The organism is Alkalihalobacterium alkalinitrilicum (genome assembly GCF_002019605.1).
GTDB classification, from domain to species: domain Bacteria; phylum Bacillota; class Bacilli; order Bacillales; family Bacillaceae_F; genus Alkalihalobacterium; species Alkalihalobacterium alkalinitrilicum.
In genome coordinates, this window is sequence record NZ_KV917368.1 from 4903004 (window position 1) to 4918280 (window position 15277).

15 protein-coding genes are annotated in these 15277 nt (G+C 35.9%); 6 read left to right on the top strand and 9 right to left on the bottom strand.

What is annotated here, in order from left to right; genetic code table 11:
* Positions 1-52 precede the first annotated feature (52 nt).
* Positions 53-1291, top strand: coding sequence for a beta-ketoacyl-ACP synthase II (fabF, locus tag BK574_RS23635; protein WP_078430321.1), 1239 nt, complete (start codon positions 53-55; stop codon positions 1289-1291).
* A 119-nt stretch (positions 1292-1410) separates the two neighbouring features.
* On the opposite strand, the gene BK574_RS23640 is transcribed toward fabF, so the two are convergent.
* Positions 1411-2385 carry an LCP family protein gene (locus tag BK574_RS23640; RefSeq protein ID WP_078430322.1) on the bottom strand — a complete coding sequence of 325 codons (975 nt, stop codon included), beginning with the start codon at positions 2383-2385 and terminating at the stop codon, positions 1411-1413.
* 203 nt (positions 2386-2588) lie between these two features.
* On the opposite strand from BK574_RS23640, the gene BK574_RS23645 reads away from it, so the two are divergent.
* Positions 2589-3875 (top strand): acetyl-CoA hydrolase/transferase family protein, encoded by a 1287-nt coding sequence (locus tag BK574_RS23645; RefSeq protein WP_078430323.1) that lies wholly within the window; start codon positions 2589-2591, stop codon positions 3873-3875.
* A 27-nt stretch (positions 3876-3902) separates the two neighbouring features.
* On the opposite strand, the gene BK574_RS23650 is transcribed toward BK574_RS23645, so the two are convergent.
* From BK574_RS23650 to BK574_RS23670, 5 genes are all read right to left on the bottom strand, one after another.
* Complete coding sequence (locus BK574_RS23650; RefSeq protein ID WP_075385905.1) at positions 3903-4112, bottom strand: sigmaY antisigma factor component; 210 nt, start codon at positions 4110-4112, stop codon at positions 3903-3905.
* Positions 4105-4452, bottom strand: a complete 348-nt coding sequence (locus BK574_RS23655) for a YxlC family protein (RefSeq protein WP_078430324.1) — start codon at positions 4450-4452, stop codon at positions 4105-4107. The genes BK574_RS23650 and BK574_RS23655 overlap by 8 nt, the downstream gene beginning before the upstream one ends.
* Entirely contained in the window at positions 4445-4969 is a 525-nt protein-coding gene (gene sigY, locus BK574_RS23660) for an RNA polymerase sigma factor SigY (protein ID WP_078430325.1), read from the bottom strand. The genes BK574_RS23655 and sigY overlap by 8 nt, the downstream gene beginning before the upstream one ends.
* 156 nt (positions 4970-5125) lie before the next feature.
* On the bottom strand, positions 5126-7720 hold the full coding sequence (locus BK574_RS23665; protein ID WP_078430326.1) for a CBS domain-containing protein: 2595 nt from the start codon (positions 7718-7720) through the stop codon (positions 5126-5128).
* A gap of 409 nt (positions 7721-8129) precedes the next feature.
* Complete coding sequence (locus BK574_RS23670; protein WP_078430327.1) at positions 8130-8960, bottom strand: ABC transporter permease subunit; 831 nt, start codon at positions 8958-8960, stop codon at positions 8130-8132.
* A gap of 359 nt (positions 8961-9319) precedes the next feature.
* On the opposite strand from BK574_RS23670, the gene BK574_RS23680 reads away from it, so the two are divergent.
* Positions 9320-10591: an IS4 family transposase gene (locus BK574_RS23680; RefSeq protein WP_078427785.1), complete on the top strand. Its 1272-nt coding sequence runs from the start codon at positions 9320-9322 to the stop codon at positions 10589-10591.
* 145 nt (positions 10592-10736) lie between these two features.
* Here BK574_RS23680 and BK574_RS23685 read toward each other — a convergent pair whose 3' ends face one another.
* Positions 10737-11477 carry an ABC transporter ATP-binding protein gene (locus BK574_RS23685; protein WP_078430329.1) on the bottom strand — a complete coding sequence of 247 codons (741 nt, stop codon included), beginning with the start codon at positions 11475-11477 and terminating at the stop codon, positions 10737-10739.
* Between the two features lie 150 nt (positions 11478-11627).
* On the opposite strand from BK574_RS23685, the gene BK574_RS23690 reads away from it, so the two are divergent.
* Positions 11628-11972: a DUF3221 domain-containing protein gene (locus BK574_RS23690; RefSeq protein ID WP_075385912.1), complete on the top strand. Its 345-nt coding sequence runs from the start codon at positions 11628-11630 to the stop codon at positions 11970-11972.
* Positions 11973-12032: 60 nt separating this feature from the next.
* Here the strand turns inward: BK574_RS23690 and BK574_RS23695 are convergent, their stop codons facing one another.
* On the bottom strand, positions 12033-12626 hold the full coding sequence (locus tag BK574_RS23695) for a cell wall hydrolase (protein WP_078430330.1): 594 nt from the start codon (positions 12624-12626) through the stop codon (positions 12033-12035).
* Positions 12627-12994: 368 nt separating this feature from the next.
* Between BK574_RS23695 and BK574_RS23700 the strand changes: the two genes are divergently transcribed.
* A complete protein-coding gene (locus tag BK574_RS23700; protein ID WP_078430331.1) occupies positions 12995-13258 on the top strand; it encodes a hypothetical protein in 264 nt (87 codons plus the stop codon).
* 334 nt (positions 13259-13592) lie between these two features.
* Positions 13593-14612 carry a D-alanyl-D-alanine carboxypeptidase family protein gene (locus tag BK574_RS23705; RefSeq protein WP_238458078.1) on the top strand — a complete coding sequence of 340 codons (1020 nt, stop codon included), beginning with the start codon at positions 13593-13595 and terminating at the stop codon, positions 14610-14612.
* A gap of 200 nt (positions 14613-14812) precedes the next feature.
* Here BK574_RS23705 and BK574_RS23710 read toward each other — a convergent pair whose 3' ends face one another.
* Positions 14813-15256 carry a MarR family winged helix-turn-helix transcriptional regulator gene (locus BK574_RS23710; RefSeq protein ID WP_078430333.1) on the bottom strand — a complete coding sequence of 148 codons (444 nt, stop codon included), beginning with the start codon at positions 15254-15256 and terminating at the stop codon, positions 14813-14815.
* Positions 15257-15277 lie beyond the last annotated feature (21 nt).

The following is a 15277-nucleotide window of genomic DNA, read 5'->3' on the forward strand; positions in this document are numbered from 1 at the left end:
TTACAATTGAAAAACGAAGCAAATGAAGTGATTAAAGGAGAGAGAGATCGATATGAAAAGACGTGTAGTTATTACAGGATTAGGAACTGTGTCACCAATCGGTTGTGATGTTGAAACGATGTGGAATAATGCCATTACAGGTGTTTCGGGTGTTGCCCCTTTAACACGTGTGGATGCATCCAAATTTCCTATGAAAGTTGCAGCGGAAGTTAGCGATTTTGATCCTACACAATTTATGGATAAAAAAGACGCTCGGAAAATGGACCGCTTTACTCAATTTGCGGTTGCAGCATCAATAATGGCACTAGAAGATGCTGACTTAAAAATTACGGACGAGATCGCACCTCGTGTTGGTGTTTGGATTGGGTCAGGTATCGGTGGAATGGAAACGTACGAACAACAATTCCGTATATTTGAGGAAAAAGGTTATCGTCGTGTAAGTCCTTTCTTTGTGCCAATGATGATTCCTGATATGGCTTCAGGACAAGTGTCAATTGTAACTGGTGCAAAAGGGATTAATTCTTGTTCGGTAACAGCATGTGCTTCTGGTACAAACTCAATTGGAGATGCATTTAAAGTTATACAACGTGGAGATGCGGATTTCATGATTACAGGAGGAGCTGAAGCACCGATTACTGACATGGCGGTTGCTGGTTTCTGTGCTGCTAAAGCGATTTCGACGAATGAAGATCCGAAAAATGCATCAAGACCATTTGATTTGAACCGAGATGGCTTTGTTATGGGAGAAGGAGCTGGGATCCTTATTTTAGAGTCACTGGAGTCAGCTCAAGCGCGTGGAGCAAAAATCTATGCAGAAATCGCTGGATATGGCGCAACAGGTGATGCTTACCATGTAACAGCTCCAGCTCCAGAAGGTGAAGGCGGCGTACGAGCGATGCTCCAGGCTATTGCAGACGCTGATTTGCAACCTGAAGAATTAGATTACATGAATGCACATGGAACAAGTACTCCATATAATGATAAGTTTGAAACGATGGCTATTAAAACAGTATTTGGAGATCATGCGAAAGAGTTAGCTATTAGTTCAACAAAGTCAATGACGGGGCATTTACTAGGGGCAGCTGGGGCTGTAGAAGCAATTTTTACAGCAAAAGCGATCGAAGAAGGTATTATTCCTCCAACGATCAATTACGAAACACCTGACCCTGAATGTGATTTAGATTATGTTCCAAACGAAGCGAGAAAACAAAACATTAGAGCAGCGATTAGCAACTCTCTCGGTTTTGGTGGACATAATGCTTGCATCGTTCTTAAGAAGTATGCTGAATAAATAAAAAAGTGCCAGTTCCTTATCTGTCTAAAGGGACTGGCATTTTTTTTATTTACCTTGATATGTCTTTCTTTAGAGGATGTAAGGAATTAAATCGCCATTCTGTCAATTGTGTTCTTCTAATCATATTGTAAAAATTGATGCAGAGCCTCTTTATTTTTTTCAATATCTATATCAAGAACTAATCCTGCGTGCGGATATCGTTTGTCTGTAAAACTATGTTCAATTGGTATGGTGATGGTATCAATGTCTTCCACGGGGTTAAGGAAAAAGTCCTTCCCTAAGCTTAAAACTTTCCTCGTATTCATATTTGTATCAATGTAGGGTTCGATCGAACCAATGAGTTGCGGGACTTTTGTAACACCGCGAATCGTTAGCATTTCATCTTTCAAAGTGGAAAGCACTTCTTGTTGGCGGCGAACTCGTCCAAAATCATTTTCATGGTCATCGCGAAAACGAACATATCTTAACGTATCTTTACCATTTACAATTTGTTTACCTGGTTCAAAGTGTAATTTTATCGATGGTTTATACATTCGATGTTCAACGTTAATCTCAATACCATTTGGTGCTATTGTATCGACGATTCGCTCAAAACCATCAAAGTTAACCATCGCGTAATAATGGAGATCAATGTCAAAATTTTCTTTTATGGTCCTTCTTAAGAGTTCGGGACCACCGAGAAAAAAAGAAGCATTAATCTTGTTCGGTTGATGATCAGGTATCGCAACATAACTATCTCGCATAATTGAAGCCACTTTCGCAGTTCCTTGATTAGGATGGTATTGAGCAATCATAATCGTGTCTGTTCGTGAACGATCTCCTTCTGCTTTGTCTACCCCAATTAAAAGAATATGTACAGGCCCATTTTTCTCTTGAACTTCTGCATGAAAAGGAATGGCTTCTTGATCTTTTATAACTAGAGAAGCAGATTCTTCAAGTGTTTCTAATGAATTTTTCCGTGCGTTTTCATATCCAATTTTTCCATAAGCTCCAAAAGCTATCAAAAGTAGGAATGTGAGTGAAATGAGAATGGTAATCCGTTTTCTCCATTTATATTGTTTGTTTCGTTTTCTATAATCACGTGAACTCATACTATTCGGCCCCCTCCTCATCGCATCCAGAAAAAAATTAAATAAGATTAACAATTGAGTAAAAGCTAAATTATAAAAATAATTTATATAAATTGACGTTATGTTTGTTCTTAAGTAAAGTAAATAAGGTTAATTTAGTATTAGTATTTGTTGATTTTTATTACGTATCAAAAAAATTTTTGGAACTAAGTGTTGGAGGAATTATGAACATTACTAAAATATTTGAACAAAAACGAATAGCATCAGCTTTACAGACAGTTAATTTGATCCAACCACAAACAGATATTATTGTTCCGATCGCAGTAGGGGAACCCCCTGGATTATTAGATGCACTACCAAAAGCTGATCACCTAAAGGGAAATCGATTGTTTCAAATGCTTTCGCTGCGACCTGTATTACAAACGAACAAAGATAAATTAAACATTGTATCAATGTTTTTAAACAAGGATGAACGGCGAGCTTTTTATGAACATCAAATTGATTTATTACCAAACCATTTTTCAGACTTACCGTATATACTGAATGAAATTACTTCAAATCGGGTATTGATGGTTGCAGTTTCGCCAATGGATGAAAATGGATATTTCTCTCTCGGCACGAATTGTGATTATATTTCTTTTTTTATGGACAAAAGCGTAATGATTATTGTAGAAGTTAACGAATATATGCCAAGAACGTATGGAAAAAACCAAATTCATATTAGTCAAGTCGATGCTATCTTTGAAAACCATCAACCGTTACCAGAAACACCGTCAATACCAGTCCGTGAAGAGGATAAAATTATTGGTAATTCAATCGCAGAATTGATTAAAAACGGTGATACATTACAAATTGGCTTTGGAGCAATCCCAAACGCTATAATGAATGATTTAAAGTCTTACCAAGATTTAACGATTTTTACGGAAATGATTCCAGATCAAGTCGTGGATCTTTTTGAAAGTAGTGCTATCTCTAATCGGAATAATCCACTAGCCCCTGGGAAAATGACGGCGACATTTGCGTATGGAACGAAACGACTTTATGATTTTATGCATGAAAATAAAAATGTGTTTATGTTGCCAGTAGATGAATCCAATAATGTCCGTTATATTGCCAGTATCGACCGAATTGTAACAATCAATGCAACTGTGGAAGTAGATTTCCTTGGTCAATGTAATTCAGAAACGATTGGTGGAAGATATTACTCTTCTACAGGAGGACAAGGTGATTTTGGAATTGGTGCTCGAATGGCAAAAGAAGGTAGAGGGGTGATTTGTTTACATTCCACTGCAAAAAATGGAGAAATCTCCAAGATTGTTCCTACTTTACCGAATGGAGCAGTTGTTACGACATCGAAAAACGATGTTGATTATGTTGTTACGGAATATGGGGTTGCAAAACTAAGAGGAAAAACAATTCGTGAGCGAACAAAAAATCTAATTGAAATCGCTCATCCGAAATTTAGAGAAGAGTTAACTTATGAAGCGAAGAAGATGGGCTTTTTAATCTAAATAGAAGGCTGACGTAATGTCAGCCTCTTATTTGGTACGAAGTTTTTGAACGAGTAATCTAGACCATAATAAATATACAATTAATGGTATAGGAGCATGAATTAGTCCCCATATGCCCCAAAACCACCGTCGGTGCCCACGTCGTTTTGCATCAATAAATAACCACGTGCTTTGTATGATAAGAATTGTTGCAATCATGAGCCAATGATAAATTGTTAAGTCTTTTAGCTCATTCATTTTGGTAACCCTTTCTTATCGACCAATTTTTTCTTAAAGAATAGTAAAAGTATCCAATTAAACAAGCAACAATGGCAATTTGTCCCATAAATATAACAATAAAGAAATTAGCATAACTCCACAATACAAGGGCTATCACAAAGATAGCAATACCCCAGAACAGAAGTAACTCTTGATAAAGTTTTTTCTTTTGATTGGTTTGAACCGTTTCAACTAGCTGTTCAAGTTCCAGAATTGAAGGGGGAGTTACTTCGAAATTTTGTTCAAGTTTATTTAATGAATTGTGGATCTCTTGTTCAAACGGTTCAAGTTTTTTTTCAGTGTCCTTTTGATTATTCATCTCTACTTAACTCCTTCCTTAGCTGTTGAATGGCAGTATGAACTCTAGATTTTGCTGTTCCTTCAGGGATCTTTGGAAAGCGTCCAATTTCGTCGTATGAGTATCCATAATAATGTTTTAGTATGAGTGGGAGGCGTACGTCTTCAGATAATTGGTAGAGCTGTTCCACGGTGTCTGTCCATTTATCATTTGGTTGAAGAGATACTTTTTTTATCAACTCACCATATTGTTGTTCTTTAACCCATTTGTTTTCCGTTTTTATCTTACGTAATGCATCGATATAAAGATTTGTACCGATTTGAATCAACCATGTTGAAAACTTTGCTTTTCCGTTATACTGATGAATTCTTTCAATACATTTCATCATCGTTTCTTGTGTGAGGTCATCCGCAAGGGAAGGCTGTAATGTTGCTTTAATTAAATAATGTTTTAAAAAAGAATAATTTTGTTGCAACAGCATAGCGAGTGCCTTCTTATTTCCTTTTTTTGCTTCCTTTATTAGTTGGTCTTCTCCCATGTAAAGATACTCCTTTTTAGAATTCGGAAGCTGATAAATCTGATTAAGTTGCTTTATCATTCATACGATTAGTGAATGTAATTCGTTCAAACTTTTTTTGAAAAATGTATTTTTAGTAAAATAACGATTTTCGGATTCTTAATGGTGAACCATATTTCACAAATCATTTCTATTATTATTGATTTGATGTTGTAACCATTCGATCGCTTGGTCTTTATTTGTAATTTGTTCATTTAATATAGCAACTTCAAGGTCTAACAAAACCTTCGAAAACACAGGCCCTGGTTCTAATCCATGACTTTTTAAATCTTCACCTGTTAATAGCATTCGAAGCTGACTACGTTTTTGTATATACTCGAACATATATGGGTGAGAGTCGGACTGTTCTTTTGAAGTGTAGAAAAGTATCGTTTCAACAGAATAGACCTTCAATATTCGATGTAATTCACCGCAACTTTTTAAGTTTTGCCAATCATGTATTGAATTTAAGGCAGAAACTTCTTTCAAAAGCTTTCCGTCTTTTTTAGTTAAGGCAAAGTGCTTTGCTGCATCAACATCGTTTGCATAATAAAAAGGAATGAGGAAATACATAAACCAGCTTGGACTTTCGGAGATTGTCCTATCTGATTGATAATTTTTATAAACGTTTTCGAGTTGTACAGCATGGTTGTAACTTTGTGTTGCTTGATCGTCGTTGATGCCAAATTGTTGCCAAAATTGAAGCTCAAATAGACGTTGCATTGCACGAGATGGAGAGGCATCGTTGAAAAGCTTTTCAAGTTCATGGTTTACTCTTGTCGCTGATAAAGCTTTCATTTTATCGATTGAAATAAGGGCTAGTTCTTTTGTTTGCTCATCCATGGAAAACTGGAAACGGGTCTCGAAGCGAACTGCACGCAGAATTCGAGTAGGATCCTCGATAAAGCTCAAATTATGTAGAATCTTGATCGTTTTTTCTTCAAGATGGGTTTTCCCAAGAAAAGGATCAACAAGTTGACCAAAATTTTTGCGATCTAAACAAATGGCCATTGCATTAATCGTAAAGTCACGACGGTATAAATCTTCTTTCAAGGAAGAGTGTTCTACATCTGGTAGGGCCGCAGGGCAGTCATAATATTCGAGTCTTGATGATGTAATATCAATTTTTAATCCTGTAGGGTGCGTCCATGTTGCCGTACCAAAGTCTTCGTGTGTAAAAACTTCACCACCATAGTCTGATTCTAGATTATGAGCAAATGCGATTCCATCCCCTTCTACGACGATGTCAATATCATCATTTTCACGTCCTAACAAGATATCACGGACGATTCCACCAATCAAATAAACCGACATATTCGTTTTGGTCGCAGTCGTACCAATTTCTTTTAATAACTGAAAAACATCTGTAGGAAGTCGATTTTTCATTTTTGCACGTAAGTTATTTTGCAAATCATTCATGGCTGACTGCTGTAGATCTTCTTTTAGCGCTTGATTATGTAAAATTTCAATGACGTTCGTTCGTGATAAAATACCGACGAGTTTTCCATTATCAACAACGGGTAATCGTCCAATATCATGCTTAATCATTATCGTTTGTATTTCTTCTAACGATGTATTCGGCCCAATTGAAATTACTTTTGAACTCATATAGGCTTTTACTGGTGCATGTCCTAAACCATGATGAGTTGCTTTATCTAAATCACGTCTCGAAATAATTCCAAGCAGTTTATCCTCTTTGACAATCGGAAAACCTGTATGTCCATAACGATACATGAGGTGACCAGCTTCTTCGATCGTCATTTCAGGTGGAATTGTTTTGACAGGGCTAGCCATAATCACTTTCGCAGTAATTGCAGGTTTTAAGATCAGTTCAAGATTGTTTGTTACTTTTTTGACTACTGTTTCTAGGTCGGCGTGTTTTAATGTTGCGGACCCTGCTTTTTCGTGACCACCACCGCCCCATTCATATAGAATTGGAAGGAAATTAATTCGGTCAGAACTAGCTCTCCCAACGATATAAATACGTTTTTGCATTTCTACAATGGTTAGAACAGCATCTGCACCTGTTGTTTCTAATAACTTTCTAGTTAATGTCGATAGTCCACCTTGAAACTTTTTCTGTTGATAAGAGCTAACAATAATATTTAATCCATCCATTTCAAATTCGGACGAGTGAAGGAGAAGGTGGTTAAATATTTCTTGTTGTTGTTGAAATAACATTTGATCAGAAAAACGTTGAATAATTTCTAAGCTCATTCCGTTTTCCATAAGAAAGCTTGCTGCTTGCAGGTCTCTTGAAGTTGTATTTGAATAAGTAAAAGATCCTGTGTCAGTATACATCCCTAAACCAAAAACCGTCGCTTCAAAAGGTGAGAGCGTAAAGGAACGTTGTCTAATTTCTTCTATAAGTAGTGTAACGGTTGCACCAACAGCTTCAATGGCCCCTTTATCGCTCACCACATCTCCTTCTTGAGTAGGGTGATGATCATAGACGGTTATTTTCAGGTTGTCTCTATTGAGGTTCTTTGTATATTCACCCGTTCTTGTAAGAGAGGCAACATCAACAAGGATAAGCTCAGTAACAGTAGACCAGTCAATAAGATGATCTTGAACTAAATCAAGACTATCTCGGTAAATCGCTAAAAATTGCTTTACTGCCGCATTTTGTTTATCAGATATAACCATTTTAGCATTAGGATAAAGTTTCTTTGCTGCAAGCATCGAAGCTAGTCCATCAAAGTCTGTATTAACGTGTGAAATAATAATTTCCAATTTTATAATCCTCCCCTAATCATAAATCTATCTATTGGTTGTTTTGCGATATTATGTTTCTTCCTCGATAATAAGGCCGTTGTATTCCTAAGTAATTTTAAGGTGGTTGCTCATTGTTATTGTTTCCTTTTTCAATGAGTGCTAACAATTCTATTTTACTTACATATGAGCACTTGTTCGATTAACATAGCTCGAACGAAGCCAATTAGCTCGTAATGAAGAAACTCTCGTAATTCGATTCATGCATTTTCCCCTTCTATTCATTTTATCGAAAGATTGAGCTTAACGTTAAAGAATATTGCAAAATAAGTTAGAAGATTTAAAATGAGCTTTAATGAGGCCGTGCAATGCTTGATTGAGAGCTACTCGTATAATCGGATAGGGAAGGGGAGAGCTGATTTCGTCAGCTCTATATTTGTTGCTCGGATAAGCGAAAACGGTCATTCCATTTCGAAGCGACTTGAAGAAGGATAATATTTAGGAACAATAAAATAAATCCAATGAGGATTAAAACAGTATGGCTTAAAAATAACAACCCTGTTAATTGACTGACGATAAGTCCAACAATCGGAAGGACAATAATCCCACCAAGTTGGTACGCCTCTTGATAACCCTTTACTTTAGCTGAAATAATAACGTTAAATAAAATGACGAGTAAACTAAGAAAAGGAGTGATCCAAACGATCAAAATCACCCAACCCCAGTTAGGAAAGATTATGCGATCAAACATAGGGTATGCTATGAAATTGGTGACAACTCCATACAATATGGCTGTAATAAATGTAACAATGACAGCAGGAATAAAGGCCGATAAAATTTTCCCAATAAAGATTGTTTTCATAGAAATAGGGGCAAATAATAAACTTTCTAACGTTTTCCTTTCTTTTTCACCAACAAAACTATTCGCTGAGATGACACTTGAAGCCATCGCTGGAATGAGCATAAAGAAAGGTGTGAACCCATAAAGTATGAAAAAGTAGACGAGCTGATGATTTAAAGAAGGTAGGCTTTCTAAAGTTTGTTTCAACGTTCCTTCAGGTAGATCTTGAATAACATTAACAATAACCTCCGTATTTCCAACAACGGTTAAATCAAACGCTCTAGCAGTGATTATTAGGGCACTTGGAACAACAATACCGAGAATGAATGGAACGATCAACATAGGTAACCAAATTTGAATATTGGAAGTGATGGCCTTCATATCTTTCACAGCAATCGACCACATCGCTTTTTTATTCATGACGATAACTCCTTCTAATTGTAAAATATAGAGCCTCTAGATTATTGTTTAAAATCTCAGCTGAGTACAATTTCCCATTATCTGTAACTTTTTTTAGTAGTTGAGATACGGCTTCTAAATTAGGTAAAGTCAGTGTCATCCCATCGCTATCCTCAACTATAGAGAGATCTTGGTTGATTAACAATGAATGAGGGAAGACCCCAATGTCATCAACTTAAGATTACAAAATATGTAAATGGATAAGATTGTCATAAAAATATTATTAACAGCACGAAAAACCACTTGACTTTTCAAAATCACCACAATAATCGACCTGAATACCATTTTTTGGTATATCAACGATGAAGTGGTGATTTTTTGTGGCAAAAAGCCTGTTTTTAGAAGCTGTAGAGGTAACCCAGAACGTCCTACATGACTATGTTTTTAAGTGTGAATCACGTTCCAAACCAACCTATTTTACTCGTGAAGGGAGAAACAAATTAAATTTTATTAGCACTATTCTTTTTATGCTCAATTTCGTGAAAAAAAGCTTTCAGATTGAGCTGGATGACTATTTTAAGCTTCTTGGAAATAGGACGGAAAGTATTAGTAAACAGGCGTTTTCTGAGGCTAGAAAGAAGATTAAACCGGAAGCATTTATAAAATTATTTGATACCATTGTGGATTGGTACTACAAGGAAAATCCTTATAAAAAATTTATGGGGTTTCGTATTTTCGCTATCGATGCATCCATCTTGGAAATAAATAATTCCATAAGATTAAGGGATGCCTTTGGCGTTTCGAAAGGCAGTTCTTTAGAACTGGCTCGCGCAATGGCATCCTGTATCTATGATACCGAAAATAATCTAATTGTAAAGGCTTTGATTACAAAATGTACAGATGGAGAACGGTCTGTCGCTATCAAACTGATGAACAGCTTTAAAGATCACTTGAACAATAACGACCTTTTTCTTTTTGATCGAGGATATCCATCATTAGATTTTTTCGCTTATCTAATAGAATTAAATGTAAAATTTATGATTAGAACACCTGTCAATTATTATAAATCTAGTATTAAATCTTCGGTGCCTGACCAAATAATTGAGCTTAAAAGAAAAGGGAGCGTGATGCGCTTAAGGGCTATACGGTTTACACTGCCATCGGGTGAAGATGAGTTGCTCATCACAAATATAGAAGATGAAACATTTGGGATACAGGATTTTAAAACACTCTATTTTAAGCGGTGGAGAATTGAAACAAAATATGATGAATTAAAAAATAAACTTCAACTTCAAAAGTTTACAGGTGATACTCCTCTTTCAGTTGAACAAGATTTTTATGCGACCATGTTTCTAGCAAACATGGCTTCGCTAGTTAAACAAGAGGCTGACGAAATGATTGCCAAAGAGCAAGAAGGAAAGGATCTAAAATATGAATACACAGCTAACGCCAACGTTTTGACCGGTAAGCTGAAAGCTAATCTAGTCCGTATTATATTAGAGGAAAGTCCAAGACGACGTAAAAAGCTATATAAGCAAATGCTTGACGAAATCAAAAGGAATCGTACTCCCATAAGACCAGGTAGAAGTTTCAAACGTACTAAGGGGTTGCGAGCTAATAGAAACGGGCTAGTTCAGAAGTCTGCATTATAGCATTTAACGAAGTAAAATAGGATGCCTTAGGGTGATGTAAAAAAATGTAAAACATCTCCCGGGCATCCTATTGTCTTTTTTTAGTTGTTTTCAGTATCATAGTTTGGAATTTTTCATTTTAATACTGTGTGGTTCATGAGAGTTACTAATTGGGAACTAATTGGAAACTTGTCTTGATGACATTGGGGAAGACCCCCTTAATTTTAAGATGAATTTCATGTAAATATTTTCGTTCAAGCTCTTGCCTTGTACCTTCCTCAATTTTGCTACCATTTTCAATAAAGATATAACGATTACATACAGTTTCTAATTGCTCAAGAACGTGTGAGCAAATGAGGATTGTTGTTTTCTCTTGTTGGTTTAGTTGTTTTAAATAAGATAAAACGAGTCTTATACCATCTGGATCTAAGCCATTTGTAGGTTCATCGAGGAATAATATTTTGGGTCGGTTTAGTAAGACTTTGGCAAGGTCGAGCCGCTTTTTCATCCCTGTACTGTACGTTCCGACTTTTCGATCTATAAATGGTTCGAGATGAAACAGTTGAATGAGTTCATCTATTCGTGCTTGGCTAATATTGTTATAAAGAGAAGAAAAGAAGTTAAGATTATCTCGACCTGTCATATGTTCATAAAGACCTGCATTTTCTGTCATTGTGCCACTAATGGAGCGAATGTCGTTGCCATTATCGTTAGGGGAAAAACCAGCAATGTTTATTCCACCGCTACTTGAAGCAATTATGCCGTTCATTAATCTAATGAGTGTTGTTTTCCCTGATCCATTAGGACCGATTAATCCCACAATTGCACCTTCTTCTATGGAAAAGCTCATATCTTGAATGACATTGTGATTACCAAATGACTTAAAAAGTTGTTTAACAGCAATCATGATCGTGCACCACCTTACAAATACATTTATGGATATGACGTTGCAGGGACGCTAATCGTTCATTTATTTTAAAAAATTTTTCGTTTCATGTAACGTCTTTATGACTTTCCACGTCAATAGGGTAGTAAGAGAAATAAGTGAGGGGTTTCCATGAAAAGAGTATTGTTGTTATTTTTTCTACACGTTCTACTAGTAAGTGGGTGTGGCGATGGTGAAGAAGTGAATTTTTCAAGCATCACGGGATTAATTAGTGCAAAAGAAGGCAGTCGGATACTAGTCATTGAAAATGTGACACAGGAACAATTAGAACAGTTCGAAATAGATGAGATCCTTAATAAAGGATTGGGATCAGCAGCGATTTGGTTTGAAGTTGAAGATCAACAATTGTTTGACGACTTACGTGTTGGGGAAAAAGTACTTGTAGAATATGATATGGTAGCAGAATCATACCCAGGTCAATCGAAAGCGATTAATATTAGACGGTTAGAAGAATAAAAAAAGGAGTCAGGCACCTTTAGTGGGCTAAAGGCACCTGACTCCTTGGACTACATAAGATTACTTAGCAAATACATGATTACCAATCGTTACTGTATGTTGACGAGTGGCAATCCAGTGGTTTGTAGCGATACGTGGATTATAGAAGAAAACTGATCCTGAGCCTTGTCCTCTAAAGGCTAAAGCTTCATTGACCGCACGAATAGATTCGGCATCAGCAGCTCGGTTAATTCGACCGTTCTGTACTGGTGAGAATGCATAATGTCCATTGGATACTTCATTAATAACGCTGCGAACCGTATTCGGAAAATCTTTATGATCTACACGATTTAATACGACAGTCGCAACAGCTACCTTACCAGCGTAAGGTTCACCTTCAGCCTCAGCACGCACTAAACGTGCCATTAAGTCTCTTTCACTAGCAGTAACTCCTGCAGGAATAGATAATCTTTCTCCAGCAAAAACCATATCAGATGTTTTATTGTTAACTCTTTTAATAGATGAGATTGGAACACCATATTGATTTCCAATAATCCATAAGCTTTCTCCTGACCGTACAGTATGAGTTGTATTTGCATCTGCATTAGAAGTAAATCCAAAAAGTAATAAACTCATTGTAAAGATAAAGCTAGATAACCAAATTCGTTTTTTCATAGTGTATTTCCTCCTTTTGTTCTCGTAAGCTCACAAACTAGGCTAACAAGAAATAGAGCTGATTACCTTAGGAGATGTTTTCCAACTGTTTTTAAGAGAGGTAAAAAAACTGTATAGGACAAGTGTTTGAGCATTTATATTACAAATCTATTACTAACTGTGTAATAATCTATTAATTTACGGAAAAATACAAGAATAAAAACCTATCAAAGTACAGTAAAAGCCTTTAAACTATATGCTGAAGCCAGTTTTAGAAAATATGAAATAAGTAAAGTTGGAAAATAGACCCATCATTTTATCCTTTAATTATGCTAAAGTGAAATGGTCGAATATTCTTCGTACAAAACATAGTTAATGGAGGTATTACATTGAAGAAATTACTGACAACATCATTTGTAGCCTTAATTATGACGAGTTTATGTACAGGTAATGCAAATGCTTCTAATGAAAAACAAAACAACGAAAAATGCAACCATCTTGAACAAGCTGAATCGAATGTAATAAACGAAGTAGAGAATCTATACAATGAAATCAATTCTAATAAGGACATTCAATCTTTAATAGACAAAATACAAGCAAAATATCCAAATGTTAGAATTGACTCTGTCAAGAAACCGAGGGAAGACGTTTAATAGGAAAACAGGAGGTAAAGTAGAGTATCTACTTTAAAGGGTTATGATTGCTAAATCTGATCATAGGAGGCTGATTCCGAGGAGTCAGCTTTTTGGTTTGTCAGAATGAGAGGATTACAAGGTAAGCTAAGCGAGTGATTAGTGAGAATACATCTAAAAACTAGAGGAGTAAAAAGAAACTAAGCTAACTAGGGAGCGTTAATTGTAATAAAACTGTCATCATAATTTAATGCAAAACATATTATTTTTTATCTATAATTTGAAGAGTAAGAGAGGTGAGAATATGTATAGAAAAATAAGCAATTTGTTCATTTTATTCCTGACATTTCTATTCATGGAAAATGGAGCTGTCTTAGCTAATGAAGGTGAGTTTACTGATGACCTATACAGTGAAGCTGTTATTTTAATAGATAGTAAGTCTGGAAAAGTATTATATGAAAAAAATAGTCAACAGCAGATGTATCCAGCAAGTATTACAAAAATCATTACTGGCATTCTTGCAATAGAAGAAGGTCATTTATCTGATACGGTTACAGTAAGTCAGAAGGCGCGGGAAGTGATTGGGACTCGTGTTTATTTGCTTGAAGGCGAAGAAGTAGAGTTAAAAAAGCTTGTTCAAGGATTACTAATTAGTTCAGGAAACGATGCAGGTTTGGCAATAGCTGAACATATTTCTGGAAGCGAAACAGCATTTGCTGATAATATGACAAGGTTTGTAAAAGAAACAGTCGGGGTCGAGGATACTAATTTTACCAACCCACATGGCTTATTTGATGAAAGGCATTATACAACGGCATACGATATGGCAAAAATTTCTATGTATGCGATGAAAAATGAGACGTTTCGTGAAATCGTAAGTACAAAAGAATTACCTTGGGTTGGTGAAGGTTGGGAAACAACGATTTATAATCATAATCGCATGCTTTGGAACTATGAGGGTGCTACAGGAATAAAAAATGGCTATGTTCAAAAATCAGGTTACACACTAGTAACCTCAGTTGAAAAAGGAGAAACGGAGCTCCTTGCTGTGACGTTAAATGCCCCATCATCTAATCATGCGTATCGGGATATGAATCGTCTCTTCGACTATGGATTTGAGCATTTTGAAACAAAAATGATTTCTAAAGACGAAGTGTTTGAAGATCTATTTGGAAATGAGTACACTCTTGCAGAAGATATGTATATTACTACGAAAAAAGATGAAATAGTCTTTTTAGATGTTAGCATTTACGGTTATTTAAAAGTAATCGGTACACAAAATCAATTGGTAGGTATTCGAGGTTTACAACGAATCGAGGACCAATATACACAAAATTCTCCGCGCTTTTTAGCTAGTGTCGGTAGGATCAATTAATTGAAATAGAAGTGAGTAGGGGATAGTTAGGACAAGCAAAAGGTCTATTTGAAGCATGCGTTATGCGGGTAGTTTACCAAGTTTCGTCTTAGATGAGGCTATTTCCTAATTAGTTTTTTGCAAATGAAGTTGTTTATTTAGGACAGTCGTGGACATCGATTTACACCACGGCTGTCCTAATGATTTTTAGCTACAGTCGTTTATTCACACGATTTTCGTTCCTTTAATTTTTTTTGCAGGCTTTTTAATTGTTTCATAAGTTGTTCGTATTCATCTATCCCAATATTACAGGATTGAATTTCATTTGAGATCTTTTCTGTTATTATCTGTTTTTTTTCTATTGATTTTTCTTGTAATAATATACATACATGACGTTCGTCCGCTGCAGAACGTTCTTTTATAACCCAACCATTGGCTTCCATTCTTTGAAGCATCGGTGTCAAAGTGCCAGTACCGAGATTTAATTTTTCTCCCAATTCTTTTACGGTTAGCCCATTTCTTTCCCATAATGCTAAAAGGACTAAATATTGGGGATAAGTAATCCCAAATGGACGGAGTACTTTCGTATATAATTTATTAAACCGGCTGGATGCTTCGTAGATGGCAAAACAAAGTTGGTTTTCTAAAGTTAAAAAATCGTCCAAGTTGTTCACCCTCAGTAGTCT

Bases quoted from the DNA above. Each gene is read 5' to 3' on its own strand.
- BK574_RS23650 (WP_075385905.1), bottom strand. From the start codon at position 4,112: ATGAATGAGCTAAAAGACTTAACAATTTATCATTGGCTCATGATTGCA.
- sigY (WP_078430325.1), bottom strand. From the start codon at position 4,969: ATGGGAGAAGACCAACTAATAAAGGAAGCAAAAAAAGGAAATAAGAAG.
- BK574_RS23685 (WP_078430329.1), bottom strand. From the start codon at position 11,477: ATGATTGCTGTTAAACAACTTTTTAAGTCATTTGGTAATCACAATGTC.
- BK574_RS23655 (WP_078430324.1), bottom strand. From the start codon at position 4,452: ATGAATAATCAAAAGGACACTGAAAAAAAACTTGAACCGTTTGAACAA.
- BK574_RS23690 (WP_075385912.1), top strand. From the start codon at position 11,628: ATGAAAAGAGTATTGTTGTTATTTTTTCTACACGTTCTACTAGTAAGT.
- BK574_RS23695 (WP_078430330.1), bottom strand. From the start codon at position 12,626: ATGAAAAAACGAATTTGGTTATCTAGCTTTATCTTTACAATGAGTTTA.
- fabF (WP_078430321.1), top strand. From the start codon at position 53: ATGAAAAGACGTGTAGTTATTACAGGATTAGGAACTGTGTCACCAATC.
- BK574_RS23640 (WP_078430322.1), bottom strand. From the start codon at position 2,385: ATGAGTTCACGTGATTATAGAAAACGAAACAAACAATATAAATGGAGA.
- BK574_RS23645 (WP_078430323.1), top strand. From the start codon at position 2,589: ATGAACATTACTAAAATATTTGAACAAAAACGAATAGCATCAGCTTTA.
- BK574_RS23670 (WP_078430327.1), bottom strand. From the start codon at position 8,960: ATGAATAAAAAAGCGATGTGGTCGATTGCTGTGAAAGATATGAAGGCC.
- BK574_RS23705 (WP_238458078.1), top strand. From the start codon at position 13,593: ATGGAAAATGGAGCTGTCTTAGCTAATGAAGGTGAGTTTACTGATGAC.